A 23,649-nucleotide genomic window follows, 5' to 3' on the forward strand; every position below is an offset into this window, starting at 1 on the left:
AGTGTCGAATCCACGCGTTAAATGCCCCTGCGAAATTTGTTTGGACGAATCCAGAAAAGACGGGCGTAGGGAATGAAATAGCGCCGCCGAGCAAACCAAACACAACTCTGGCCGGTACGAACGAAACTGGCCAGAGCTTCGGTAGTAATTACGAGATGAAAGACCCAGGCAGGCTTGCCCTGCCTGGGAAGACAAACAAAACAAGAAGCAGTTCAGGGATCGCGGGAGCCACTTCAGATCAATAGACCATAGGAATTCAGCAATATGAGCCAAGTGCCCAAGTTCGGATTTTCCGCCTTTCTTAAACTGATCAATGCCAATCCCAAGCCGCAGAAACGCCTTGTACGTGACCGCTTTCGTCCAAGCACGGGCGGGTACGATTTTCATAAAAGCCTTCGGAAACGCGTTCAGCGAATCGCGTTCGAAAATCTCGGTCTTCAGGAAGCGTTGGTGTCGATGGCTGAGATCGGCAAAAGAGCCGAGCGCGAGTCTGCCATTAGCGGTATTCGCCAATTCTTCGACTGGAGACAGAAGAACCTCGGCGACCTCTCGACTTGCGAGAGTTTCCTGTTCAGCAGCCCCAAGGGACTTTTCAAGGTTGAGTTTACGCCGAACTTCCTCATCGAGTTGAACGGCCGTCGCACAGCGGTCCACATTTGGAACACACGCCAAGCTTTGAGCGCTGGCCTGGTAAATGCGTCTCTTTGCATGGTAGCGAACCGCCATCCGGTCGAAGGCCGACCCGATGATTTTGCTGTGCTGTCTTTACAGGACGGGCGTCTTTTTAAGTGGTCTGACGCGACCAAGGAGACTGCAGCATTCGGCGAGAAATTGCTTGAGGTGCTTGATCTAGACTTTGCAAACGCGCGGCTGGAATTCGGCCTGCCAGGAGCGGTCGAAGGAGACTCGCCGGACACCCCGACCCCGTGAACGATTCGTGATGGACGGTTAAAATGTAAGGCGGGGCGGGCTCATAACATGCCTTGACTTTCTATGCTCTCACGTTTGAGGTGAGCCCGACGCCCTACGAATAGGCCGCCTCGAAAGATCAGAAGTATCATCGGTGATTATCAAGCATTCGAAGCTACTCGCCGAAGGGCCTGGATTTCCTAGGTCGGAGCGGCGTCCAGGCCATTTCTTGCCTGATTCGACAAGGACGATAGTTTGCGCTTGCTAACGAAGCTGCTGTAGCAACCAGACCAACCCGCCAGTGACTGGCGGGTTGGTTGGAAAAAAGTGAAGACATTTAAGAAATTAACGTTCAACACGTTTCAGGGGATTGTTGTCCTAACTGCGCTTCAGGTTGCGCTCGACAAACAAAAGCGGGAGGAGTGTTAGCTTCCGGGGGCCGTACAGGCGCTCCATTGAACCCCCTCACCCATTGTCATTCACCTCGACCCAATACCCATCCGGGTCCTGCACATAGGCCTGCCGCACCCCGTCGCCTCTTGTCCCGACCTGTCCCAAATTCCCCGGCCAATCGTAGAACGTCACGCCCTTTTCCCTGATATCGGCGACATAAGCGTCGAAATCCGCGACCCTCAGGGCAAAATGCGTGTCCTTGGTCAGCCGCGTCGTGCTGGCATCACCCTCGATCAGGTGGATCGCGTCGATGCCGCCGATGGTCAGCCAGGCGACATTTGGACTGCCTGCCCGTTCGATCAGCTCGAAGCCCATGATGTCGCGATAAAAGGCTGTGCTGCGCTCGAGATTGCTCACCAGAAGTGCGACATGGTCGAGGCTAAATGTGTGGCGCATGGCAGATCCCCCCGGTGGCAAGGCGCCATCATGCCGCCGGTCGCGCGGGAATGCCAGCTTGAAGAAGCCGCATGTCCGAAATAATATTCATCCAAACGGTTGACTATCAGCGATACCTACGATATTCAACCATTAGGGAGAACAAATGGACGAAGATGCGCTGTCACAGATCCTGAAGGCCGCCGGCGATACCACGCGGCGGAAAATCCTCACCCTGCTCGTACAGGAGGGGGCCCTGAGGGTAACGGCTGTCGCTGCCCATTTCGACATGTCGCTGAATGCCGTTTCCAAGCACATCAAGGTGCTGGAAGAGGCAGGACTTGTCACCCGCCGCACGTTGGGCCGCGAGCACTTCATCGCGGCCGAGCTTGAGCCGCTGACGCTGACGGAACGCTGGTTCACACAACTGAAATCCATCTGGGACCTGCGCCTGACGGCGCTGGAAACCACACTCTTATCAAAGGATGAAGATGATGAACGGTCTTGAACTCACAGTCCGCCGGACCATTGCCGCCCCGCGCGAAACGGTCTTCAACGCCTGGCTTTCGCCCGATCAGCTGGCGAAATTCATGGGGCCTCCGTCAGGCGGCGCTGCCCCGGCGCGGGTCGCCACGGATCCGGTGAAGGGCGGCCGCTTTTCGATCGTCATGATCACGCCGGACAAGGAAATTCCCCATGCCGGCACCTATCTGGAGATCGATCCCTATTCCCGCCTCTCCTTCACCTGGGAATCGCCCTTCTCCTTATCCGACAGCGTCGTCACCATCGATTTCGTCGAGCGCGAGGCAGGCACAACGGAACTGACGCTGAAACATGTCAAATTCCGCAGCGAGGAGGCCCGCGACGGTCACGAAAAAGGCTGGACAGCCATCATCGGCAATCTCGCTGGAAGTGTAGCCTGAAAGCCGAGATGGCCGCTCGCCCCTTGGGCTGCCTGTTACCGCCCGTCAAACGGGTCGGCCAAGGCCGCATCCGGGCGGCTGATCGGGTATTTCGTGGCCGAAATACTGGCGGCGAGCTGCTTGGCGCCCTTCTGCTTCAAAAGCGCCCTGAAGCTCGGATGCATGCCGCCATCGACATAGGCATTCATCGAACTGCTCATCGGCAGATCGCCGGTCACGGCACCGTCGGCCTTGCGGCTTTCGGCTTCGACGCGGGCCATCAGCTGCGTATCGATGGCGCTTTGCGCCGGCGGGCATGCGGCAAGCGGATCGGCGGGTTCGCCGCCCTCGAAGGTCCGGTTGAAGACATAGCGGCCGCCACAGACGGACACCGCCGGCTGCCGGCGCGTCACCTCGAAGGCATCATAGCCTTCCTTCAGCGTGCGCCAGAAGCTCATATTCTCATTGCCGCGATAGGTGGCCATGTTCTTGGCCGTCATGCGGAAGGGATAGGCCTGGACCTGAAACCGCTCCTGACCGCTCGACAGCGCCTTCTGGACGACCGCATATATTTCGCCGACACCCTGATCCGTCATGGCATAACAGCCGGAGGAGGAGCAGGCGCCGTGCACCATCAGGGCCTCGCCCGTATAGCCCTTGGCTTTTTCGAGCCTGTTGGGATAGCCGAGATTGAACGAGACGTAGAACTTCGAGTTCGGGTTCAGCATGCCAGCGGAGACATGGTAAAACCCTTCGGGCGCATGCCGGTCGCCGGTCTTGGTTTTCGGTCCGAGTTCGCCGGACCAGCGGCAGATCGGATAGGTCTTCAGAAGCGCATAGGCGCCTGTCCTGTCGACCTTCCAGACCTCCAGCTCGCTTTCCTGCTTGAAGATGCGCACGAGAACCGGGCTTTCCGGCTTCATGCCCTTCTTCGACATCTCGGCCATCATCTTGCCGGTCAGCTTGGGCGGCGCCTCGGAAAGATCGTCGAGCGACATGCAGCCGGACAGCGCCACACCCAGTGCAAGCACGGCCAGCGCCCGGGAAAGTTTCCAGCGGGACGGGGTTGCGGCGTTGCGAAGGGCTGATGGAAAACGCATGGATGCTCTATTGATCAGAATCACGACAAAGTTTGGACGAACGCACCGAATCGAAACATTCGGTGCGTCCCCCATGCAAATTCCCTCAACGCGGTTACCGCATCGTTAATCATGCGGCAGCACCTTTGGGCCTGCCCTGCCTCTATTGCCAGACGACGATCTTCGCCTTGGCCGGCACCCTCTCGTAGAGGTCGATGACATCCTGGTTCATCAGCCGTACGCAGCCGGACGAGACCGCCTTGCCGATCGACTGCCATTCCGGGTTGCCATGAAGTCGGTAGAGCGTGTCTTCGCCATTCTGGAAAATATACAGCGCCCGGGCGCCGAGCGGATTGTCGAGACCCGGCGGCATGCCGCCATTCTCTATCGAATATTTCGCAAGCTGCGGCTGGCGCGCCACCATCTCGTTCGGCGGCTTCCAACGCGGCCAGGGCTGGCGCCAGTGAATGATCCCGTCGCCCTGCCAGGCAAAGCCGTCGCGACCGATACCCACCCCATAGCGCATCGCCGTGCCGCCCGGTTCGACGACATAGAGGAAGCGCGACGGCGTATCGACAACAACCGTGCCCGGCGCTTGCCCCGTCCGGTCGTAAACGCGCTGACGGTAAAACTGCGGATCGATCTCGCGATAGGGAACGGCCGGGATCACATATCCGCCGTCTTCGACCGGCCCATACATGACCTGCAACTCCGTCTCGGAGGGCGGGCCGACCGGCCTCTGGATCACGGCTGGCGTGGGTGCCGGGCCGCCGCGCAGAGGCCCCGTGGTGCAGCCGGACATGGCTGCGGCAGATACCCCGAGCGCCGCGAGAAAACCGCGGCGCGACAATGTCTGTTCGTTCATAGGCTCTATCGATCGCTTTCCTGAGACGCCTGCCGCGCCCACCATCCGGCACCGAATCTCCACATGCGAAAACCGGCGCCCAGAATCCACATTGTCCTAACGTGGAAATGAAAGCATCTCAACAAAATGTCATCCAAGATTCGTCCGCTTGCGGATTGTTTCCGTCATTCTGGCGGCCCGCGTCGAGGCGACGCGAACCGGCAGGAACCCCTCGCGGATAGTTAAGAGCGGTATTGCATCGCCAAGACGCATTACGGCTTGCGCAGAGCTTCGAGTTCGGCCTGAACCTGCGCGACCTTTTTCTGTGCGGCATCCAGCCGGGTCAACTGATCCCTGATTTTATCCAGATCGAGTTCGGTGGCGAAGTCGTTGGCATCCACGAGGAGCTTCAACTCGCCCTGGATGCTGCCCTTGAGTTTTTCGGCAGTGGCTATCGCGCTGTTGATTTTTGCCTGATCCTCACCGGCAGCGGCAGGCTTCCCGATTCGGTCAAGCTGGGCGTTTATGACAAGCGAAGCACCATCGCCGAAAGCCTTTGCCTTCGCGATCGCCAGGCGATGATCCTTGACCAGTGTCATGGCGCTCGCCGGAAGAGGACTGCTCTCGCCCGAGCGGCTTCCGAAATAGAAGCCGATCACCGTTGTCAAAAGCGTCATGATCATCGTCAGCAACTGCTTTGCGATGTCGTTCCTGCTTTCGTCTGCCGTCAGGGAAATATAGGTCACCTGCTGTGTCTGATCATTGGCCTCCGTCCCCTTCTTTTCATAGACGACCATGACGCCGGCCGGTGCCTGGTTTTGTAAATCCTTGGCTTCGGCAATACTACCTGCAGTTACAACCCTGACGATGGGATAGGTTGTTCCCTTTCCGGATTCGAAATAGATGAATGTTCCGAAAACCGCGACCAGAGCAAACAGGCTGATAGCCAGAAATGCGCGGACCGACCCCTCCGGAAGCCCCAGGGCACCGACGGGCACGGAGGAGACATCCACGCCGAGAGAGTCTGAATAATGCAGCAATAACATGAGGAAAGCGGCAATCGATACAAACAGGCATATCACCGGTATGACGTAGCCGAAATTCTCGAAGGCGGAAGAGCTCCAGGCGACAATCCCCAGAACGGCCACGACAATAACAAACAGGCCTCCGAAGATGACATTTCCCATAAAGGAATTCGTTTTCAAATATTCGTTCACCACAACACCCCCGAACACGGCTAAATTAGATCGAATTATATTACCTTAAGTTGCATTAAGCAACAGGATTCTTTGCCTGGCTCACAGGTGCGGTGCGCGGAAAAACCGGTCGTTAAAATTCGACTTAAATGCCGGCGCGCGAATTGACGTTGCGGAAAACCGCCGGGGATAAGCTGCGCCCCTTCGTCAAAGGAGGCCCATGAGCGGGCACGCGCATTCGATGACCCAGATCGTTACCATGTCAGCCACGACGGCGGCCTATGCGGCGCAGGCCGTGAAGCCGTCTGCGCGAATCAGTGGCGATGGCCCGACCGAGGAAGCCATCACCCTTTTGTCGGCGCGGCCCAGGGACGAAGCCATTCAGACGCACACGGCAATCGCCGCACTGCGCAGTCCGACAGCCCTCTCGCTGATGCTGATGAGCGCCAATGGTCGGCCGCCGCAGGCGAGCCGCGGCGATGTGGTGCGGCGCTATATGGAATTTTCTTCCGACGATCAGGCGGCTATGGATGAGCCGGACGCTGGCGGCGAAACAGAAACGGTCGACGAATAGACAGCGGATTGCGGGTGCGCTGACGCACCTGCGGCGCCGGCGCACGGCATTTCAATCATTTATGACTGTGTGCGCCGCCAACGGCATTGCCGACGGGAAGCGCGTATTCCACGCGCCCGGCCTTCTCGAAAGTCAGAATGACGGGCACTGTGTCCCCCTCGGCAAAACTCTTTTTAACGTCAATGAACATCAGATGCAGCCCGCCGCCTGTCAGATCGAAGGTTTCGCCAGCGGGTACGGCAATTCCGTCCTCGATCTTGCGCATCTTCATGATATCGTTCTGCATGCTCATTTCGTGAAGCTCCACCCTGCCGGCGGCCGGGCTTTCCGCGGAAACCAGCCGGTCATTGACATTGCCGCCGTTTTTCACCGAAAAACTGCCGCCGCCGACCTTGGCGCCCGGCAGCATTGCCTTGACGGTACCGCCCGAAATCTCCAGAGATCCTGCTTTGACAGATGCCGCGTCCGCCGAACGAGCGGCTGTGCCGGCATGCTCTCCGTGCCCCGCCTGCATGGCTGCGGGTGTCACGGTAACAGTCGGTGCCGGGTGTTCGAGTGCGTGCGCGTCTTCTCCCGCGGCGGCGATCTGGTCCCAAGCGACTTCGGTCTCGCCGCAGAGTTGCGTAACCGGAAACGCGACCGCGGCCTCCTTGTCGAAACCGGAGAACTTACCCACGACAACGAACGTGTCGTAGTAGGCATCCGGCAGGTTGCCGTTCTTCCAGCGGATTTCGACAAGACCTGAGCGAACGGCTTTGCCGTGATTGTCATAGCTCCTGGCATAGTCGCCCTCGATGATCTCAAGCTCCCAGCCGGCTTTCGGCTGCGGCTTGGCGAAGACGAAACCCTCAGGCAGTTTCAACCTTACCTCGGTGGTGGCTTTGCCGTCGCAGCCATGGGGGATCTGCAGGATGGCCTTGAAGCTCCGGTCGTTTTGCGTCCTGTCGATTTCGAAACTGCTATGGGCTTGCGCGCCGCCCGCCGCTGCAAGGCTAACGAGGACGGTGGTGAAAATTGTGGTTCTGGTTTGCATGATGTGTCTCCGCGCCGGCCATGCCGGTCGATACCGCGTGGCGGCCTGAATGATCTGAAATGTGGAATTACCGATTCAGACGGACAGCGGAGGCGCTCGCGATTGCGGCAGACAGCGACGTTCGGCAACCCGGAAGATGGGTCGATCAGGGCCGGCTCCGGCAGAGACCGGAACGCGGATGAAGAGAACACCGTCATGCGGAGGGGACGGCAGAATGATGGATGCGGTCAGCCGGCAATAATCGCAGACCGGAGCAAGGCTTTCATGCAACGGATCGTGGCCCGCAACGCCGTCCGATCCGAAACAGATTTCGCCGATCGTCCCATCAGGCAGCACATACTCCGCCGAGACGAGGACCGGCAATGGCGTGGCAAAAGCCTTCGGATGGGCAAGGGACAGAACAAGCAGCGAAAGCGCAAGAAGCACTCGCCCTAGCCTCTCCAGCCGTTGCCCCGTCCTGGTCATGAAACATCCTTTTGTCCCGGCCGGGTTATCCCGTCCCGGCAAAAAATGCAAAGTCCGTTTTGCCGCGGCCCAGTCGCCGGCAAGCAAGGCGACAAAAATCTGCCCGAACGCGACAGTTTGCACTTGCCAAGCAAACCGGATCGCCGTTATCTGAGATCGATCTTGTTGGGAGAATCCGGCTTTTGCCGGTGCCGAAGGAGCAACCGCCCCGGAAACTCTCAGGCCAAAGGACCAGCAAGGTGCCGATAGGACTCTGGAGAGAAGCGCATCCGCTCGCCGAAGGGATAACAATCTCAGGCAAAGGGACAGAGGGGGCTCGAGGATACGACGCAACAGCTGCGCGTAGAAATGAGCCGGCGCGGAGCGCCAGACCTGGAGGCCAGATTGGACGATAGCACTTCCCTGAAACAGACCCCGCTGCATGCCCTGCATGTTTCTCTTGGCGCCCGCATGGTGCCTTTTGCCGGCTACGACATGCCTGTGCAATATCCGGCCGGCGTGCTGAAGGAACACCTTCATACGCGCAGCGCAGCCGGTCTGTTCGATGTCTCGCATATGGGGCAGATCATCCTGCGGCCGAAATCCGGGAAACTGGAGGATGCGGCACTGGCGCTCGAAACTCTGGTGCCCGTCGATGTTCTCGGCCTTGCTCCCGGGCGCCAGCGTTACGGGCTTTTCACCCATGATGCCGGTGGCATCCGCGACGATCTGATGATTGCCAACCGCGGCGACCATCTCTTTCTGGTGGTCAATGCGGCCTGCAAGCAGGAAGATTTTGCCCATCTTCAGGCGCATCTTGGCGAGATCTGCGACCTGACGCTGCTCGAAGATCGGGCGCTGATCGCCCTGCAGGGGCCTCGGGCCGTTGCGGTCCTTGCTGAACTCTGGGCCGATATCGCCACGATGCGCTTCATGGATGTTGCCGAAGCCGAACTGCACGACGTTTCTTGTATCATCTCGCGCTCCGGTTACACGGGCGAAGACGGTTTTGAAATTTCCATCCCCGCTGCCGCCGCCGAGGATGTGGCACGCCGCCTTCTCGAACACCCGGATGTTTTGCCGATCGGTCTCGGCGCCCGCGATTCGCTGCGGCTCGAAGCAGGCCTTTGTCTCTATGGAAACGACATCGACACAGGCACGACGCCGGTAGAGGCGTCGCTCGAATGGGCGATGCAAAAGGTGCGGCGTACCGGCGGCGATCGCGCGGGCGGTTTTCCGGGTGCCCGGACAATTCTTTCGCAGTTTGCGCAAGGCGCCGATCGTCGCCGGGTCGGCCTGAAGCCCGACGGCAAGGCGCCGGTGCGTGGCGGGGCCGCGCTCTTTGCCGATGCAAAAGGCGAGCAGCCAGCAGGTATCGTTACCTCGGGCGGCTTCGGTCCAAGCGCCGATCATCCCGTCGCCATGGGCTATGTCGACACAGCCTACAAGGATGCAGGCACATCGCTTTTTGCCGAAGTGCGCGGCAAATATCTGCCTGTGACCGTTGCCGCCCTGCCCTTCATCATCCCCACCTACAAACGCTGATCCGGAGCAAGCACCATGCTGAAATTTACCGATGAACATGAATGGCTGAAGATCGAAGGCGATGTCGCAACCGTGGGCATCACCGCCCATGCCGCCGAGCAGCTTGGCGATCTGGTCTTCGTGGAACTGCCCGAAGCCGGCACGGCGCTGGACAAGGGCGCGACCGCCGCCACGGTCGAATCCGTCAAGGCAGCCTCGGATGTCTATTGTCCGCTCGATGGCGAAATTGTCGAAAGCAACCAGGCGATCGTCGATGATCCGGCGCTGGTGAACAGCGATCCCCAAGGCGCGGGCTGGTTCTTCAAGCTCAAGCTCTCCGATCCCTCGGCTGCCAATGCGCTGCTCGACGAGGCGGCCTACAAGGAGCTGATCGCCTGATGAGCATGCCCAAGGACTTCACCTTCACCGATTACCAGCCCTATGATTTTGCCAATCGCCGGCATATCGGCCCGTCGCCGGATGAAATGAGCGCCATGCTGAAGGTCATCGGCTATCCGAGCCTCGACGCGATGATCGACGACACCGTGCCGCCGTCCATCCGCCAGAAGACGCCGCTCTCCTGGGGGGCCGCCATGACCGAGCGCGAGGCCCTCGACAAGATGCGCGAAACGGCCAATCGCAACAGGAAACTCGTCTCGCTGATCGGCCAGGGCTATTATGGCACGATCACGCCGCCGGTCATCCAGCGCAATATTCTGGAAAACCCGGCCTGGTATACGGCCTATACGCCCTACCAGCCCGAGATCAGCCAGGGACGGCTGGAGGCGCTCCTGAACTACCAGACCATGGTCTGCGACCTTACCGGCCTTGATGTCGCGAATGCCTCGCTTCTGGACGAAGCGACAGCTGCGGCCGAAGCCATGGCCATGGCCGAGCGCGTTTCGAAATCCAAGGAAAAGACCTTCTTCGTCGATGAAAATTGCCATCCGCAAACCATCGCGCTGCTGAAGACCCGCGCCGAACCGCTGGGCTGGACAATTCTTGTCGGCGACCCGGAAACCGATCTGGTCTCCGCCAATGTTTTTGGTGCAATTTTTCAATACCCGGGCACCTACGGGCATGTGCGCGACTTCACGGGTCTGATTTCCCGCCTTCATCAGACGGGCGCAATTGCCGTCGTTGCGGCGGATCCGCTGGCGCTTGCGCTCCTCAAATCACCCGGCGAAATGGGTGCCGACATTGCCATCGGCTGTACGCAGCGCTTCGGCGTGCCCGTTGGCTATGGCGGCCCGCACGCCGCCTATATGTCCGTCAAGGACGCTTACAAACGCTCCATGCCCGGACGCCTCGTCGGCGTCTCGGTGGACAGCCGCGGCAACCGGGCTTACCGCCTCTCCCTGCAAACCCGCGAACAGCATATCCGCCGCGAAAAGGCGACGTCGAACATCTGCACTGCGCAGGTGCTGCTTGCCGTGATGGCGTCGATGTATGCCGTCTTTCACGGCCCGCAAGGCATCAAGGCGATTGCCCAGAGCGTGCATCAAAAGGCTGTCCTGCTTGCTCGCGGCCTGGAGAAGCTTGGCTACACGGTGGAGCCGGACGTCTTCTTCGATACGATCACCGTCGATGTCGGCAAGCTGCAGAGCATTATCCTGAAGACGGCGGTGGCGGAAGAGGTGAACCTGCGCCGGATCGGCACCACGAAGATCGGCATCAGTCTGGACGAGCGCTCGCGCCCGGTCACGCTGGAGGCAGTCTGGCGGGCCTTCGGCGGCGATTTCAAGGTTGAGGATTTCGAGCCGGAATACCGCCTGCCGAAAGCCCTGCTGCGCACCAGCGAGTACTTGGCCCACCCGATCTTCCACATGAACCGCGCCGAAAGCGAAATGACGCGCTATATCCGCCGTCTCTCGGACCGCGACCTGGCGCTCGACCGCTCGATGATCCCGCTCGGCTCATGCACCATGAAGCTGAACGCAACAGCCGAAATGCTGCCGATCACCTGGCCGGAATTCGCCGAAATCCACCCTTTCGTGCCGGCGGATCAGGCCGAGGGCTATCGCCATATGATTACCGATCTCAGCCAGAAGCTCTGCGCGATAACCGGCTATGACGCGATCTCGATGCAGCCGAATTCGGGTGCGCAGGGGGAATATGCGGGTCTCCTCACCATTCGCGCCTATCACTTGGCCAACGGCGACGATCATCGCGATGTCTGCCTGATCCCGACTTCCGCGCATGGCACCAACCCGGCTTCGGCACAGATGGCCGGCATGAAGGTGGTCGTCGTCAAGGTCAGCGACAACGGCGACATCGACATGGACGATTTCCGTTCAAAAGCAGAGCGATACGGAGAAAATCTCTCCTGCTGCATGATAACCTATCCATCGACGCACGGCGTTTTCGAGGAGAATGTTCGCGAGGTCTGCGACATCGTTCACCAGCACGGGGGTCAGGTCTATCTCGACGGCGCCAACATGAATGCCATGGTCGGTCTTGCCCGCCCCGGCGATATCGGCTCGGATGTCAGTCACCTCAATCTTCACAAGACCTTCTGCATTCCGCATGGCGGCGGCGGTCCCGGCATGGGCCCGATCGGCGTCAAGGCCCATTTGGCGCCTTACCTGCCCGGTCATCCCGAAACGGATGGCGGCGACGGTGCGGTTTCGGCAGCACCCTTCGGCTCCGCATCGATCCTGCCGATCTCCTGGAGCTACTGCCTGATGATGGGCGGCGAAGGCTTGACGCAGGCGACCAAGGTGGCGATCCTCAATGCCAACTATATCGCCGCACGGTTGAAGGGCGCCTATGACGTGCTTTACAAGTCGGCCAGGGGCCGTGTCGCACACGAGTGCATTGTGGATACGCGCCCGTTGGTCGAGAGCGCCGGCGTGACCGTTGATGACGTTGCCAAGCGCCTGATCGACTGCGGCTTTCACGCGCCGACCATGAGCTGGCCTGTCGCCGGCACGCTGATGATCGAACCGACGGAATCGGAAACCAAGGCCGAGCTCGACCGCTTCTGCGATGCCATGCTGGCAATCCGCGCCGAGGCGCAGGCGATCGAGGACGGGACCATGGACCGTGCCAACAATCCGCTGAAGAACGCGCCGCACACGGTCGAGGATCTCGTCGGCGAATGGGACCGCCCCTATTCGCGCGAACAAGCCTGCTACCCGCCGGGCGCCTTCCGCGTGGACAAATACTGGTCCCCGGTCAACCGCGTCGACAATGTCTACGGCGACCGCAACCTCGTCTGCACCTGCCCGCCCCTGGAGGATTACGCCGAGGCGGCTGAGTAAGACAGGCAAAAAGGGCGCCCCGGCGCCCTCAAGTTGCTGACAGAGTCTAGAATATCTTTAGGACCCATGTTGCAACCTCCGTCTTGATCGCCCTTGTGGAGGGGATCCAGCGACCCGACGTCCGTCGGGTCAAAGAACGATTTTCGCCCAAGGACTTGGGCGGCTGGACTCCTGTGATAGGCACAGGAATTGACGGAGGATATGAAATCGCCATTTCCACGACTGACAGTCATCCCACACAGCAGAAAATAGGTTTGTCAACAATCTGAGGGGCTAAGCATTGTCTCACCCGCACCTTGTCCGCCATGCTTTGTCTTTTCGAAGGCTTGCCACCATTCGGGACGACAAGTTTGCGCTAGCAGCGGACATACGGAACGATCCAACGCACGGGGCGGACAGGAGAAGTTCGAGACGCTTGCGCCTTTTGCACGAGTGAGTTAAAAACTGAACCATATGGTTCATTATTTAACTCCTTCCCTCGACCTCTCGTTTGCGGCGCTGTCCGATGCGACCCGTCGCGGGATCATCGCTCAGCTTGCGCGAGGGGACGCGTCGATCACCAGCCTTGCGGACAAGTTCCAGATGACGCTGACCGGGATGAAAAAGCACGTGCAGGTTCTCGAGCGGGCGGGGTTCGTCGTCACGCAGAAGGTCGGACGCGTGAGGACCTGCCAGCTTGGGAAACGCGGTCTCAAGGCGGAGGCCGAGTGGATCAAGGCGCATCGCAAGCTCTTCGAAGCCCGCTTCGACGCTTTGGACGAAATCATCAGCGAAATGCAACAGGAGGGAAGCGATGAGCCAGCAAGCTAACAGTGCAAGCGGTACGCAGGACCGCACCTCAGTCGAACGCAGAGGTGATCGCGAACTCGTCGTAACCCGGACATTCAATGCGCCACCGAGCGCGGTTTTCCGGGCATGGAGCGAGCCCGAACTGTTCCAGCGCTGGTGGATGCCAAAATCGGTATCCGGCGTTTCCCTCGTATCATGCGATATGGATGTCCGTACTGGCGGAAAATATCGGCTGGAATTCAGCACCGGCGGTGAGGACACAATGGCTTTCTACGGCAAGTATCTCGAAGTCGTGCCGAACGAGCGCATTGTCTGGACCAATGACGAGGGCGAAGAGGGCGCGATCACCACCGTGATCTTCGAGGACCAGGGCGGGAAGACGGTGCTGCATTTTCACGAAGTCTATCGCTCCAGTGAGGCTCTTGAGGAAGCACTACAGGGCTCGGCGACCGCACTGCCGGAGCAGTTGGAGCAGCTCGCCAAATTGCTTTCCAGCCAAGGCGAGTAGAGCGAAAAATTACCCTCGGGGAGCGTCTGATCTCGAGAAATGACTCCACGGCCTTCCCGTCGGCGGGGAGCAAAGCGGCCATTCGTGCCGGATACCAAGATGGCAGGTTGGGGCCGAAAGCAGCCTTTGATCACAGTTACCCTGCGATGGCGTCATTCGGCATATAGATGATGTTTTTGCACATTTTTGCACAATCAAATCGCTGCGGCATCAGTGCCCCTGGCCGCAGGTGCCGTGAGCCGTAAAAACAGAAAGAGAGACGGGCGGCACCAGTCTCTCTTTCAACGTCCAGCCTTTGGACTTTGACAGGGCCTAACTTGCCCGCACCACCGCATCGCCTTTTGCGGCAAGCGCCGCGAGATCTGCCGGCTTCAGCTCGACCGATTCGCCACAACCGCAGGCGGAAGTCTGGTTCGGGTTGTTGAAGGTAAAGCCGGAGCGCAGTGTCGTCACTTCAAAGTCCATTCGGGTGCCGAGAAGGTAGAGCACGGCCTCGGGCGCAACCCAGACCCGCGCACCGTCATGCTCGACGAAATCGTCCTTCGCACTCGGGGATGTCACGAGATCGATGGCATATTCCATCCCCGCGCAGCCGCCCTTCTTGATGCCGACGCGGATGCCCTGCGCTTCCCCACCGGCATTTTCGACAATCGCTTTGACGCGGGCGGCTGCCGCATCGGTCAAACTCATGACTGCAAAGCCCATCGGCCGTTCTCCTTGTCACAACCGGGTTCAAGGCCCGATGCTTCCGCTTACACTGTAGTCTGTCGAAGCAACGGGATCAACAAGACAGAGGCCTGCGATAAACCTGCTTATCAGTACCAGCCGACGGCAACCTGGGCTTCTTCGGACATGCGATCCGGTGTCCATGGCGGATCGAAGGTCATGGACACTTCGACGCCGGATATCCCTTCGACCGCGCCGACCGCATTTTCCACCCAGCCCGGCATTTCACCCGCAACCGGGCACCCCGGGGCCGTCAGCGTCATGGCGATCTTCACCATGCGGTCGTCCTCGATGTCGATCTTGTAGATCAGGCCGAGCTCGAAAATATCGGCCGGTATTTCCGGGTCGTAGACCGTTTTCAGGGCGGAGATCACGTCGTCGCTCAGTCGCGCGAGCTCGTCCGCGGGTATTGCAGAGTGAACGATCCCGTCGCGCACGTCGATCTTGTCTTCGGTCGTATCAAGGCTCATCAGACTATTCCCTCACGCAAAGAATTTGCGGGCTTGATCCAGCGCGTCTACCAACGCATCCACCTCGGCCCGGGTGTTATAGAGCCCGAAGGATGCTCGGCATGTGGAGGTTACGCCGAAGCGTTTCAAGAGCGGCTGGGCGCAATGCGTCCCGGCCCTGACGGCCACACCCGCCCGATCGATCACCATCGACACGTCGTGGGCGTGAATACCCTCCAGTTCGAATGAGAAGATACCACCTTTGCCCGGCGCCGTCCCGAAGATGCGTAGCGCGTTGACGCCGGACAGCCGCTCATGCGCATAGGCGGCAAGATCGGCCTCATGCGCGGCGATGGCCGCGCGTCCGACAGTCTCCATATAATCCAGGGCATAGCCGAGCCCGATCGCCTGCACGATCGGCGGCGTGCCGGCTTCGAAGCGATGCGGCGGATCATTGTAGGTGACGGTGTCCTCCGTCACCTCGAAGATCATCTCACCGCCGCCCATGAAAGGACGCATCTCCTTCAAGCGGTCGGTCTTTCCGTAGAGGACGCCGATGCCGGATGGGCCATAGAGCTTGTGGCCGGTCATCACAAACCAGTCGCAGTCGATATCCTGCACATCCACCGGCATGTGCACCGCGCTCTGGCTTCCATCGATGAGAACCGGGATGCCGCGTTCATGGGCGATGCGGCAGATTTCCTTGACCGGCACCACAGTGCCGAGCGCGTTCGACATATGGGTGATGGCGACCAGCTTCGTCTTGTCCGTCAGGCATTTGACGAAATCGTCGATATAGAACGCGCCCTGGTCGTCCACCGGTGCCCAGACGATCTTTGCACCTTGCCGTTCGCGGATGAAATGCCAGGGCACGATATTGGAGTGATGCTCCATGATCGAGATGACGATCTCGTCGCCGGCGCCAATAGCCGGCATGCCATAGCCATAGGCAACCGTATTGATCGCCTCGGTCGAGGACTTGGTGAAGACGACATTGTCGACGGACGGAGCGTTCAGGAAGCGCCGCACCTTCTCACGCGCCCCTTCATAGGCATCCGTTGCAGCATTGGACAGGAAATGCAGCCCGCGATGAACATTGGCATATTCATTGGAATAGGCATGGGCCACCGCATCGATCACCACCTGCGGCTTCTGCGCCGAAGCGCCATTGTCGAGATAGACGAGCGGCTTGCCGTAAACGGTTCGCGACAGGATCGGAAAATCCCTGCGGATTGCCTCGACATCATAGCCGGGTACAGGCACGGTGTGTTCCATGTTCACTATCCAATCAGACGGCAACGTTACGCATACATCTCAGGCGTGCTTGTCGAGCCAGGCTTCGATGATTGCTTCCAGCGGCTCGATCATCGCCTCGTCCTCAAGTTCTTCAACGATCTCGTCGACAAAGGCGTTCACCAGCATGGCGCGTGCCTTGTTTTCCGGAATACCGCGGGCGCGCAGATAGTAAAGATGCGTCGGATTGATGTCGATCACCGTTGCCCCATGACCGCACTGAACGTCGTCGGCAAAGATTTCCAGCTCCGGTTTGGCCGAAAAATCGGCGTCGTCGGAGAGCAGCAGCGTGTTGCAGGCCATCTTGGCATCGGTTTTCTGGGCATCCGGCGCAACACGGATCTGGCCCTGGAACACGCCTTTTGCGCGGTCGAACAGGACATTGCGGATAACCTCCGTCGATGTCGTGTTCGCAACGTCATGGCCGAGTGTAAAGGTCACGTCAGTATGGGTGTCGCCGCCAAGCAGATTGATGCCGCGCAGCTTGAAATCAGCGCCTTCGCCCGTCGTGACGCCATGAATTTCCTGCCGCACCAGCTTGCCGCCGGCATTGATGATGAAGAGCCTTAGCCTGGCGTTTTCGGCGAGATCGAAATTCACCTGCGCGAGATGGCTGTCGGCTATCCCCTGCTGTTGCAGCACGATCCAGGTGATTTCGGCCCCTTCATCGAGGATAAGATCACAAACGGCCGTTACGAGGCTCGGGGCATCGCTGACGGACAGATGACGCTCGATGACGACAGCCTTGGAATGGGCACCGAACGTGACCGGGAACCGGCTATGGCTCTGGCCAGCGCTCTGGACGAGCTGTAGCTCAAGCGGCTGTTCGAGTTGTGTGCCTTCCGGAATTTCGATCTCGAAACCATCACGCACGAAACTGCCGTTGATACGGCCGATCGCGTCGTCGGCATCGCGCTCTATCAGGTCCGGCGCAGCCACGCCGTCAATCAGGCTTTCGGCATAGGTTCGCACGTTGACGCCGTCAGGCGCGCCCTTGGCATCGGCCTTGCCGTTCAAGACCGTCAGCACGGCGGCGCCCTCAAACAGCGGCTCCACACGCTCGGCGAAAGCCGCGGGATCGGCCGCCGGCACGGCGCGCAGCAATGCCCGCAAATCCGTGTAATGCCAAGCTTCGACACGGCGCGTCGGCAGGCCGTTTTTCCGGATGCCGGCAAGCAGCGCGTCGCGTGCCGACAAAACCGCACCCTCGCCAGGCAGGTCGCCGATCTCTGCGGTATAGGCTGCAATGAGAGCCGTCTCGGCGGCCGTCATTGTGATTGCCGTTTGCATGTTCATGATTGCGCTCCTCAGGCCGCCGCGCCGATGATGTCGGCATAGCCGTTGGCTTCAAGATCAAGCGCCAGCGACTTGTCGCCCGATTTGATCACCTGACCCTTGTAGAGAACATGGACCGTATCCGGCACAATATACTCCAGCAGGCGCTGGTAATGGGTGATGACGATCACGGCACGATCCGGCGAACGCAGCGCATTGACGCCGTCCGCGACGATCTTCAGCGCGTCGATATCGAGCCCCGAATCGGTTTCGTCGAGGATGCAGAGCTTCGGCTCCAGCAGCGCCATCTGCAGGATTTCCGCACGCTTTTTTTCACCACCGGAGAAACCGACATTGAGCGGACGCTTCAGCATATCCGGATTGATCTGCAGCCGGGCGGCCGCCTCCTTCACGCGGCGGATGAAATCCGGCGTCGAAAGCTCGGCTTCACCCCGGAATTTCCGCTGCTCGTTGAGTGCGACCTTGAGGAACTGCATGGTCGCGACACCCGGAATTTCCACAGGATACTGGAAAGCCAAAAAGATTCCCTTCGCGGCCCGCTCGGACGGATCGAGGTCGAGAATGCTCTCACCATTGTAAAGGATATCGCCTTCCGTCACCTCATAGTCGGAGCGGCCCGACAGGATGTAGGACAGCGTCGACTTGCCGGAGCCGTTCGGCCCCATGATGGCAGCGACCTCACCGGCCTTCACGGTCAGGTTCAGCCCACGAATGATCTCTGTGCCGTCTTCGGCGATGCGGGCATGGAGGTTTCTGATTTCAAGCATGATAACTACCTATTAAACATGGGTCACAACCCGAAAAAAACTTTCAGTCGGCTAACTCAAGCCGCTTTTCGAGGCGATCCAGCCGAACCTTCAAACCCGCGATTTCAACATCGTGAAGCGTTTGCGAGCCAAGCAGACCCGCCATATGCTGGCGGATAATAAGGATTTCGGCACGCATGCCGCCCATGTCTTCTTTCATGGAACTCATGTCCGCGCGGATAATCCTCAAATGCTCAAGAACAAGATTCTCGACATTCTCATTCATTATCCCACACTCCCCTCAAGCGAAATCCCGATCAGCTTCTGCGCCTCAACCGCAAATTCCATCGGCAGTTCCTGGATGACTTCCTTGACGAAGCCGTTGACGATCAGCGCGATCGCGGCCTCGGTGGGGATGCCGCGCTGCAGGCAGTAGAACAGCTGATCCTCGGAAATTTTCGACGTCGTCGCCTCATGCTCGAACTGGGCGGAGGAGTTGCGTGCCTCGATATAGGGCACGGTATGGGCGCCGCACTTGTCACCGATCAGCAGTGAATCGCACTGGGTGAAGTTGCGGGCATTCGTTGCCTTGCGGTGGGTCGAGACTTGGCCGCGATAGGTGTTCTGGCTGACGCCGGCGGCGATGCCCTTGGAGACGATGCGGCTCGACGTGTTCTTGCCGAGATGGATCATCTTGGTGCCGCTGTCGATCTGCTGGTGACCGTTGGAGACGGCGATCGAATAGAACTCGCCGCGCGAACCATCGCCGCGCAGGATGCAGGACGGGTATTTCCAGGTGATCGCCGAGCCAGTCTCGACCTGCGTCCACGAAATCTTCGAGTTCCTGCCGCGGCAATCGCCGCGCTTGGTAACGAAATTGTAGATGCCGCCCTTGCCGTCCTTGTCGCCCGGATACCAGTTCTGGACAGTGGAGTATTTGATCTCGGCATCATCGAGCGCAACCAGTTCGACGACAGCCGCATGCAGCTGGTTTTCGTCGCGCTGCGGCGCCGTGCAGCCTTCCAGATACGAGACGTAGGCGCCCTCTTCCGCGATGATCAGCGTGCGCTCGAACTGGCCGGTGCCCTTCTCATTGATGCGGAAATAGGTCGACAGTTCCATCGGGCAGCGAACGCCCTTCGGGATGTAGACGAAGGATCCATCGGTGAACACGGCGCAGTTCAGCGTCGCATAATAATTGTCGGAGGCCGGCACAACCGTGCCGAGATATTTCTTCACCAGATCCGGATGCTCGCGGATGGCCTCGGAGATCGACATGAAGATCACGCCGGCCTTTTTAAGTTCCTCCTTGAACGTCGTCACGACGGAGACCGAGTCGAACACTGCATCGACGGCGATCCGCGACGTTTTCACGCCAGCGAGAATCTCCTGTTCGCGCAGGGGAATGCCGAGCTTTTCATAGACTTTCAGCAATTCCGGATCGACATCGTCAATCGAGGTCGGACCGGGTGTGCTTTTCGGCGCGGCATAGAAGTAGATGTCACTGAAATCGATCTTGGGATAATTGACGCGTGCCCAGGTCGGCTCTTCCAGCGTCAGCCAGCGCTGATAGGCTTCCAGGCGCCATTCGAGCATCCAGTCCGGTTCGTTCTTCTTCGCGGAAATAAAGCGGATGATGTCCTCGGACAGGCCCTTGGGCGCCTTGTCCATTTCGATCGTCGTCTCAAACCCGTATTTGTACTGGTCCACATCGATCAGGGCGACCTGATCGATTGTTTCCTGCACAGCAGCCATGTCGTTCTCCAATCTCGCCGGATACAAGGTCCGGCAGCTTGTCAGTACGATACAATTTTCGTCGTATCGCTTATGTAATTGGCCGGAGCGCGATTTTCACCCCGCTTGTCGGCGGAAAATGCGTTTCCGCCACTTTGATATCTCAGGCGGCATCACCCGAAAGCCTGCGCCGCGCCGCAATTTTCGCGAAGGCCGCCCCGCATTGTTCGATCTCGGCCAGCGTCGTAGAGGAGCCTATGGAAATGCGCAATGCGCCCTGCCCGGGATCACGCCCCATTGCGGAAAGAACATAGCTCTGACCGACTTTGCCGGAGGAGCATGCCGAACCCGCCGACAGCGCGACACCCTCCAGATCAAACGCGATCTGTCCGGTTTCGGCTTTCAAACCCGGCAGCGTAAAGAAAATCGTGTTGCAGAGCCTCGGACCGCCTCTGCCGTGAATAATGACGTCGGGGGCCGCCGCCAGGATGGCGACTTCAAGGGCATCGCGCAAACCCGACACGGCTTCCATTCTGTCTCTCATCCCTTGACGGGCAGCTCGCGCGGCAGCGGCAAAGCCGGCAATGGCGACGGGATTTTCCGTGCCGGACCTGTGCCCTTTCTCCTGCCCGCCACCGCGGACCAGCGGAGACGGCATCAAAATCTCGCCGCTTGCAATCAGCGCGCCCGCACCTTTCGGGCCACCGATCTTGTGCGAGGAGAGGATGAGAAAATCCGCACCAAGCTCAGCGATAGACAGAGCCATGCGTCCCGCCGCCTGAACAGCATCCACGACGAGAACGCCGCCGGCTCGCTTCACCAGTCGCGCCACTTCGGCAATCGGCTGGATGATGCCGGTCTCGTTGTTCGCCATCATGACCGCGACCATCGGCGGTCCCGATGACCGGTCGTGGTTGGCAAGCGCACGTTCCAGTACATCAAGATCGATGATGCCATCGGCCGTCACGGCGATCTCGGAAATCGCCTCCTTCGAAAACCGTCCTCCCTCGCGAACGGCGGGATGCTCGATGGCCGAAATATAAACGCGGCCGATCCTGAGCGGCGTCCTGCCCATCCGGAAATCAGGCGTCAGCACCCAGTTTGCAGCTTCCGTGGCACCGCTGGTGAACGTGACGCCGGCCGGCACCGCGCCGCAAAGGGCGGCAACATCACGCCGGCTGTCCTCGATCATGCCCCGGATCTGGCGGCCCTCGCCATGAACGGAGGAAGGGTTTCCGAGACGATCGAGCGCGGACACGCACGCTTCCCGCGCAGCCGGCAAGAGCGGCGCGGTGGCATTCCAGTCCATATAGATGCGCGCTTGTCTCATCATCCCTTGCCGAATATCGATTCGCAGCCATGTAAAGCGTCAGGCCGGTGCATTTTCCTTGAATTTTTCAGGTCGCTTGCCGTAAGAGACGACACTCGCCACGGATGAACCGTGTTAAAGTTTTGAATGGTTCTAAACTGCCTTTTAGAAAAGCTGACTGCTTTCGTCAAGACTGCTGAGGCTTTCGAGGTGGTTTTAGCGCCATAAAATATGCCGGAGAGCCAATGCCCGAAATCATCTTCAACGGACCGGCCGGTCGCCTCGAGGGCCGCTACCAGCCGTCCAAACAGAAGAACGCACCGATCGCCATCGTGCTCCATCCGCATCCACAATTTGGCGGCACGATGAACAACCAGATCGTCTACCAGCTATTTTATATGTTTCAGAAGCGTGGCTTCACGACACTCAGGTTCAACTTTCGCTCGATCGGCCGCAGCCAGGGCGAATTCGACCATGGTGCGGGCGAACTGTCCGATGCCGCATCCGCACTCGACTGGGTGCAAAGCATGCATCCGGATTCAAAAAGTTGTTGGGTCGCCGGCTATTCGTTCGGCGCATGGATCGGCATGCAGCTTCTGATGCGCCGTCCGGAAATCGAAGGCTTCATGTCGATCGCCCCGCAGCCCAACACCTACGACTTCTCGTTCCTCGCCCCTTGCCCCTCGTCGGGCCTGATCATCAACGGCGATCTCGACAAGGTGGCGCCGGAGAAGGACGTCAACACGCTCGTCGACAAGCTGAAGGCGCAAAAGGGCATTTTGATTACCCACAAGACCGTGCCTGGAGCCAACCACTTCTTCAACGGTCAGGTCGATACGCTGATGGCGGAATGCGAGGATTATCTGGACCGCCGGCTGAACGGCGAGCTTACGCCGGAACCGGCTGCCAAGCGCATCCGTTGACACGACTGAGAGCCATTACAAAGCTTGGAAGGCCGGGGAAACCCGGCCTTCGTCATTCTGTTTATGCCTGAGACTGCCATTGATCGAAATTCGTGACGTTCGGGCGGGCATCCCTGCTTACCCGGTTGCGGCCGCTCTTCTTTGCGTCGTAGAGCGCACCGTCTGCCCTGCCGATGGCGTCTGCGATGGTTTGGCTCGATGCCGTCATTACCGCAACGCCGAAACTTGCCGTCAGACGAACACTGTCCGGCAGCGCCGGGAATGACAGCGACGAAAAATTATTTCGCAGACCCTGGGCAAAGAGATAGCCGGTGGTCTCGTCGGTTGAGGGTAGAAAAATCGCAAATTCCTCACCGCCGAGGCGGGAGCAGATGGCTCCGGAGGGGGAATTCACCGCGATCATGCGCGCGAAGAACTGGATGACCTGATCACCAGCCGCGTGCCCGTAAGTGTCGTTTACCGCCTTGAAGTGATCGAGGTCGCACAGAAGCATGCAATGCGGATATGCCGAGACGGGCCTTTTCAATATCTGGCCGATTTTTTCATGGAAAGCCCGCCGGTTGAACAGGCCGGACAGAGGATCGACCTCGGCGTTCGCCTTGGCTTCGTCCATGATTTCAACGACGATCACGGCCAGTAGCGTCAACCCCGTGGAGACGACGAGCACGGCACCAAGGCTCTGGGAGACCAGCGCATAGGTGCTGGAGAGGTAGGACTGGGCATCGCTGCCGCCGGCAAAGGCAACCGCGAAATAAATCTTGCTGGCAAAATGCACGGCCGTGACAATCAGCAGCGCCATCAGCGTCAGGTCAGGCGCCGCGCGACGGCCGGACCGGTACACCGTACCAGCAGCGATCAGTTCTGCAATGCTGAAGGGAAGTTGATAGCCCAGGGAATGCCACAAGCCGCCGCGTGGCAGATCGTAGATCGACAGATTGACAGCCAGGGACAGCGCCAGGAAGACCGTGATCGATATGACATCCGTCGGCACATTATAGAGCTTGCCCAGCCCGATGCGAATCATCAAAAGCGCGACCAGCAACGAGGAAAAAGCGCCAAAGCTTGCAAAACGGTCGATGCCGCCATATCGGATCGTCACTTCGAAGACGGCGGCGAGAGAGGCGACGAAAAAAGCACCGGCGAACCAGCGGCCGGCCGAGGGCACCGGGCTGCGGCGGGAGATGATCACGAAAAATACGCAGAACAGCTGCGCAATCAGGAAATTGACCGTCAGGAGAAAAAGGGCGCCGTTCATCTACAAGTCCATTTCGGGATGCATC

The 23,649-nt window shown here is 59.4% G+C and carries 25 protein-coding genes and 1 riboswitch; of the genes, 10 read left to right on the top strand and 15 right to left on the bottom strand.

The annotated features are described in order from the left end of the window. Nucleotides 1–264: 264 nt before the first annotated feature. The gene (locus tag PY308_RS11935) at nucleotides 265–930 is read left to right on the top strand and encodes a hypothetical protein (RefSeq protein ID WP_275782684.1); all 666 of its coding nucleotides are present in this window, start codon (nucleotides 265–267) and stop codon (nucleotides 928–930) included. Nucleotides 931–1,374: 444 nt separating this feature from the next. Here the strand turns inward: PY308_RS11935 and PY308_RS11940 are convergent, their stop codons facing one another. Next, nucleotides 1,375–1,758 (bottom strand): VOC family protein, encoded by a 384-nt coding sequence (locus PY308_RS11940; protein ID WP_275782686.1) that lies wholly within the window; start codon nucleotides 1,756–1,758, stop codon nucleotides 1,375–1,377. 145 nt (nucleotides 1,759–1,903) lie between these two features. Here PY308_RS11940 and PY308_RS11945 point away from each other — a divergent pair, with 145 nt between their 5' ends. Continuing rightward, complete coding sequence (locus tag PY308_RS11945) at nucleotides 1,904–2,245, top strand: ArsR/SmtB family transcription factor (protein WP_275782690.1); 342 nt, start codon at nucleotides 1,904–1,906, stop codon at nucleotides 2,243–2,245. Then, nucleotides 2,229–2,660, top strand: a complete 432-nt coding sequence (locus tag PY308_RS11950; protein ID WP_275782693.1) for an SRPBCC family protein — start codon at nucleotides 2,229–2,231, stop codon at nucleotides 2,658–2,660. The genes PY308_RS11945 and PY308_RS11950 overlap by 17 nt, the downstream gene beginning before the upstream one ends. 35 nt (nucleotides 2,661–2,695) lie before the next feature. Here PY308_RS11950 and PY308_RS11955 read toward each other — a convergent pair whose 3' ends face one another. The 3 genes from PY308_RS11955 to PY308_RS11965 all read right to left on the bottom strand — a co-directional run bounded on the left by PY308_RS11955 (nucleotide 2,696) and on the right by PY308_RS11965 (nucleotide 5,749). Continuing rightward, on the bottom strand, nucleotides 2,696–3,739 hold the full coding sequence (locus tag PY308_RS11955; RefSeq protein ID WP_275782696.1) for a L,D-transpeptidase family protein: 1,044 nt from the start codon (nucleotides 3,737–3,739) through the stop codon (nucleotides 2,696–2,698). A gap of 142 nt (nucleotides 3,740–3,881) precedes the next feature. Next, complete coding sequence (locus PY308_RS11960; protein WP_275782697.1) at nucleotides 3,882–4,583, bottom strand: L,D-transpeptidase; 702 nt, start codon at nucleotides 4,581–4,583, stop codon at nucleotides 3,882–3,884. Between the two features lie 251 nt (nucleotides 4,584–4,834). Next, complete coding sequence (locus tag PY308_RS11965) at nucleotides 4,835–5,749, bottom strand: hypothetical protein (RefSeq protein ID WP_275782699.1); 915 nt, start codon at nucleotides 5,747–5,749, stop codon at nucleotides 4,835–4,837. A gap of 229 nt (nucleotides 5,750–5,978) precedes the next feature. Between PY308_RS11965 and PY308_RS11970 the strand changes: the two genes are divergently transcribed. Beyond that, nucleotides 5,979–6,332 (top strand): hypothetical protein, encoded by a 354-nt coding sequence (locus PY308_RS11970; RefSeq protein ID WP_275782702.1) that lies wholly within the window; start codon nucleotides 5,979–5,981, stop codon nucleotides 6,330–6,332. Nucleotides 6,333–6,387: 55 nt separating this feature from the next. Here PY308_RS11970 and PY308_RS11975 read toward each other — a convergent pair whose 3' ends face one another. Continuing rightward, nucleotides 6,388–7,365, bottom strand: coding sequence for a copper chaperone PCu(A)C domain-containing protein (locus PY308_RS11975; protein WP_275782704.1), 978 nt, complete (start codon nucleotides 7,363–7,365; stop codon nucleotides 6,388–6,390). Between the two features lie 75 nt (nucleotides 7,366–7,440). Further along, nucleotides 7,441–7,830 carry a hypothetical protein gene (locus tag PY308_RS11980; RefSeq protein WP_275782707.1) on the bottom strand — a complete coding sequence of 130 codons (390 nt, stop codon included), beginning with the start codon at nucleotides 7,828–7,830 and terminating at the stop codon, nucleotides 7,441–7,443. Between the two features lie 156 nt (nucleotides 7,831–7,986). Further along, nucleotides 7,987–8,074: riboswitch (glycine riboswitch) on the top strand. A 140-nt stretch (nucleotides 8,075–8,214) separates the two neighbouring features. Here PY308_RS11980 and gcvT point away from each other — a divergent pair. The 5 genes from gcvT (at nucleotide 8,215) to PY308_RS12005 (ending at nucleotide 13,893) form a co-directional block, all read left to right on the top strand. Then, a complete protein-coding gene (gene gcvT / locus PY308_RS11985) occupies nucleotides 8,215–9,354 on the top strand; it encodes a glycine cleavage system aminomethyltransferase GcvT (RefSeq protein WP_275782710.1) in 1,140 nt (379 codons plus the stop codon). A 15-nt stretch (nucleotides 9,355–9,369) separates the two neighbouring features. Further along, nucleotides 9,370–9,732: a glycine cleavage system protein GcvH gene (gcvH, locus tag PY308_RS11990; protein WP_275782713.1), complete on the top strand. Its 363-nt coding sequence runs from the start codon at nucleotides 9,370–9,372 to the stop codon at nucleotides 9,730–9,732. Continuing rightward, nucleotides 9,732–12,596 (top strand): aminomethyl-transferring glycine dehydrogenase, encoded by a 2,865-nt coding sequence (gene gcvP, locus PY308_RS11995; RefSeq protein ID WP_275782716.1) that lies wholly within the window; start codon nucleotides 9,732–9,734, stop codon nucleotides 12,594–12,596. The genes gcvH and gcvP overlap by 1 nt, the downstream gene beginning before the upstream one ends. 453 nt (nucleotides 12,597–13,049) lie before the next feature. Continuing rightward, on the top strand, nucleotides 13,050–13,406 hold the full coding sequence (locus PY308_RS12000; RefSeq protein WP_275782719.1) for an ArsR/SmtB family transcription factor: 357 nt from the start codon (nucleotides 13,050–13,052) through the stop codon (nucleotides 13,404–13,406). Then, nucleotides 13,390–13,893: an SRPBCC family protein gene (locus PY308_RS12005; RefSeq protein WP_275782720.1), complete on the top strand. Its 504-nt coding sequence runs from the start codon at nucleotides 13,390–13,392 to the stop codon at nucleotides 13,891–13,893. The genes PY308_RS12000 and PY308_RS12005 overlap by 17 nt, the downstream gene beginning before the upstream one ends. Nucleotides 13,894–14,205: 312 nt before the next feature. Here PY308_RS12005 and sufA read toward each other — a convergent pair whose 3' ends face one another. The 8 genes from sufA to PY308_RS12045 all read right to left on the bottom strand — a co-directional run bounded on the left by sufA (nucleotide 14,206) and on the right by PY308_RS12045 (nucleotide 21,467). Next, complete coding sequence (gene sufA / locus PY308_RS12010) at nucleotides 14,206–14,598, bottom strand: Fe-S cluster assembly scaffold SufA (RefSeq protein WP_275782724.1); 393 nt, start codon at nucleotides 14,596–14,598, stop codon at nucleotides 14,206–14,208. A gap of 110 nt (nucleotides 14,599–14,708) precedes the next feature. After that, nucleotides 14,709–15,089: an SUF system Fe-S cluster assembly protein gene (locus PY308_RS12015; RefSeq protein ID WP_275782727.1), complete on the bottom strand. Its 381-nt coding sequence runs from the start codon at nucleotides 15,087–15,089 to the stop codon at nucleotides 14,709–14,711. Nucleotides 15,090–15,101: 12 nt separating this feature from the next. Further along, nucleotides 15,102–16,343 carry a cysteine desulfurase gene (locus tag PY308_RS12020; protein WP_275782729.1) on the bottom strand — a complete coding sequence of 414 codons (1,242 nt, stop codon included), beginning with the start codon at nucleotides 16,341–16,343 and terminating at the stop codon, nucleotides 15,102–15,104. A gap of 39 nt (nucleotides 16,344–16,382) precedes the next feature. Then, nucleotides 16,383–17,657, bottom strand: coding sequence for a Fe-S cluster assembly protein SufD (gene sufD / locus PY308_RS12025; RefSeq protein WP_275782731.1), 1,275 nt, complete (start codon nucleotides 17,655–17,657; stop codon nucleotides 16,383–16,385). Between the two features lie 11 nt (nucleotides 17,658–17,668). Further along, a complete protein-coding gene (gene sufC, locus PY308_RS12030; RefSeq protein ID WP_275782733.1) occupies nucleotides 17,669–18,424 on the bottom strand; it encodes a Fe-S cluster assembly ATPase SufC in 756 nt (251 codons plus the stop codon). Nucleotides 18,425–18,467: 43 nt separating this feature from the next. Further along, on the bottom strand, nucleotides 18,468–18,689 hold the full coding sequence (locus PY308_RS12035) for a hypothetical protein (protein WP_275782735.1): 222 nt from the start codon (nucleotides 18,687–18,689) through the stop codon (nucleotides 18,468–18,470). Beyond that, a complete protein-coding gene (sufB, locus tag PY308_RS12040; RefSeq protein ID WP_275782738.1) occupies nucleotides 18,689–20,158 on the bottom strand; it encodes a Fe-S cluster assembly protein SufB in 1,470 nt (489 codons plus the stop codon). The genes PY308_RS12035 and sufB overlap by 1 nt, the downstream gene beginning before the upstream one ends. A 142-nt stretch (nucleotides 20,159–20,300) precedes the next feature. Then, nucleotides 20,301–21,467 carry a cysteine desulfurase family protein gene (locus PY308_RS12045; protein WP_275782741.1) on the bottom strand — a complete coding sequence of 389 codons (1,167 nt, stop codon included), beginning with the start codon at nucleotides 21,465–21,467 and terminating at the stop codon, nucleotides 20,301–20,303. Between the two features lie 224 nt (nucleotides 21,468–21,691). Here PY308_RS12045 and PY308_RS12050 point away from each other — a divergent pair, with 224 nt between their 5' ends. Beyond that, nucleotides 21,692–22,369, top strand: a complete 678-nt coding sequence (locus PY308_RS12050; RefSeq protein WP_275782744.1) for an alpha/beta hydrolase — start codon at nucleotides 21,692–21,694, stop codon at nucleotides 22,367–22,369. A gap of 61 nt (nucleotides 22,370–22,430) precedes the next feature. On the opposite strand, the gene PY308_RS12055 is transcribed toward PY308_RS12050, so the two are convergent. Further along, nucleotides 22,431–23,624 (bottom strand): GGDEF domain-containing protein, encoded by a 1,194-nt coding sequence (locus PY308_RS12055; protein ID WP_275782747.1) that lies wholly within the window; start codon nucleotides 23,622–23,624, stop codon nucleotides 22,431–22,433. Nucleotides 23,625–23,649 lie beyond the last annotated feature (25 nt).

Origin of the sequence: Pararhizobium gei (assembly GCF_029223885.1) — a bacterium.
Taxonomy (GTDB): domain Bacteria; phylum Pseudomonadota; class Alphaproteobacteria; order Rhizobiales; family Rhizobiaceae; genus Pararhizobium; species Pararhizobium gei.

Bases quoted from the DNA above. Each gene is read 5' to 3' on its own strand.
- PY308_RS11935 (WP_275782684.1), top strand. From the start codon at position 265: ATGAGCCAAGTGCCCAAGTTCGGATTTTCCGCCTTTCTTAAACTGATC.
- PY308_RS11940 (WP_275782686.1), bottom strand. From the start codon at position 1,758: ATGCGCCACACATTTAGCCTCGACCATGTCGCACTTCTGGTGAGCAAT.
- PY308_RS11945 (WP_275782690.1), top strand. From the start codon at position 1,904: ATGGACGAAGATGCGCTGTCACAGATCCTGAAGGCCGCCGGCGATACC.
- PY308_RS11950 (WP_275782693.1), top strand. From the start codon at position 2,229: ATGATGAACGGTCTTGAACTCACAGTCCGCCGGACCATTGCCGCCCCG.
- PY308_RS11955 (WP_275782696.1), bottom strand. From the start codon at position 3,739: ATGCGTTTTCCATCAGCCCTTCGCAACGCCGCAACCCCGTCCCGCTGG.
- PY308_RS11960 (WP_275782697.1), bottom strand. From the start codon at position 4,583: ATGAACGAACAGACATTGTCGCGCCGCGGTTTTCTCGCGGCGCTCGGG.
- PY308_RS11965 (WP_275782699.1), bottom strand. From the start codon at position 5,749: ATGGGAAATGTCATCTTCGGAGGCCTGTTTGTTATTGTCGTGGCCGTT.
- PY308_RS11970 (WP_275782702.1), top strand. From the start codon at position 5,979: ATGAGCGGGCACGCGCATTCGATGACCCAGATCGTTACCATGTCAGCC.
- PY308_RS11975 (WP_275782704.1), bottom strand. From the start codon at position 7,365: ATGCAAACCAGAACCACAATTTTCACCACCGTCCTCGTTAGCCTTGCA.
- PY308_RS11980 (WP_275782707.1), bottom strand. From the start codon at position 7,830: ATGACCAGGACGGGGCAACGGCTGGAGAGGCTAGGGCGAGTGCTTCTT.
- gcvH (WP_275782713.1), top strand. From the start codon at position 9,370: ATGCTGAAATTTACCGATGAACATGAATGGCTGAAGATCGAAGGCGAT.
- gcvP (WP_275782716.1), top strand. From the start codon at position 9,732: ATGAGCATGCCCAAGGACTTCACCTTCACCGATTACCAGCCCTATGAT.
- PY308_RS12000 (WP_275782719.1), top strand. From the start codon at position 13,050: ATGGTTCATTATTTAACTCCTTCCCTCGACCTCTCGTTTGCGGCGCTG.
- PY308_RS12005 (WP_275782720.1), top strand. From the start codon at position 13,390: ATGAGCCAGCAAGCTAACAGTGCAAGCGGTACGCAGGACCGCACCTCA.
- sufA (WP_275782724.1), bottom strand. From the start codon at position 14,598: ATGGGCTTTGCAGTCATGAGTTTGACCGATGCGGCAGCCGCCCGCGTC.
- PY308_RS12015 (WP_275782727.1), bottom strand. From the start codon at position 15,089: ATGAGCCTTGATACGACCGAAGACAAGATCGACGTGCGCGACGGGATC.
- PY308_RS12020 (WP_275782729.1), bottom strand. From the start codon at position 16,343: ATGGAACACACCGTGCCTGTACCCGGCTATGATGTCGAGGCAATCCGC.
- sufD (WP_275782731.1), bottom strand. From the start codon at position 17,657: ATGAACATGCAAACGGCAATCACAATGACGGCCGCCGAGACGGCTCTC.
- sufC (WP_275782733.1), bottom strand. From the start codon at position 18,424: ATGCTTGAAATCAGAAACCTCCATGCCCGCATCGCCGAAGACGGCACA.
- PY308_RS12035 (WP_275782735.1), bottom strand. From the start codon at position 18,689: ATGAATGAGAATGTCGAGAATCTTGTTCTTGAGCATTTGAGGATTATC.
- sufB (WP_275782738.1), bottom strand. From the start codon at position 20,158: ATGGCTGCTGTGCAGGAAACAATCGATCAGGTCGCCCTGATCGATGTG.
- PY308_RS12045 (WP_275782741.1), bottom strand. From the start codon at position 21,467: ATGAGACAAGCGCGCATCTATATGGACTGGAATGCCACCGCGCCGCTC.
- PY308_RS12050 (WP_275782744.1), top strand. From the start codon at position 21,692: ATGCCCGAAATCATCTTCAACGGACCGGCCGGTCGCCTCGAGGGCCGC.
- PY308_RS12055 (WP_275782747.1), bottom strand. From the start codon at position 23,624: ATGAACGGCGCCCTTTTTCTCCTGACGGTCAATTTCCTGATTGCGCAG.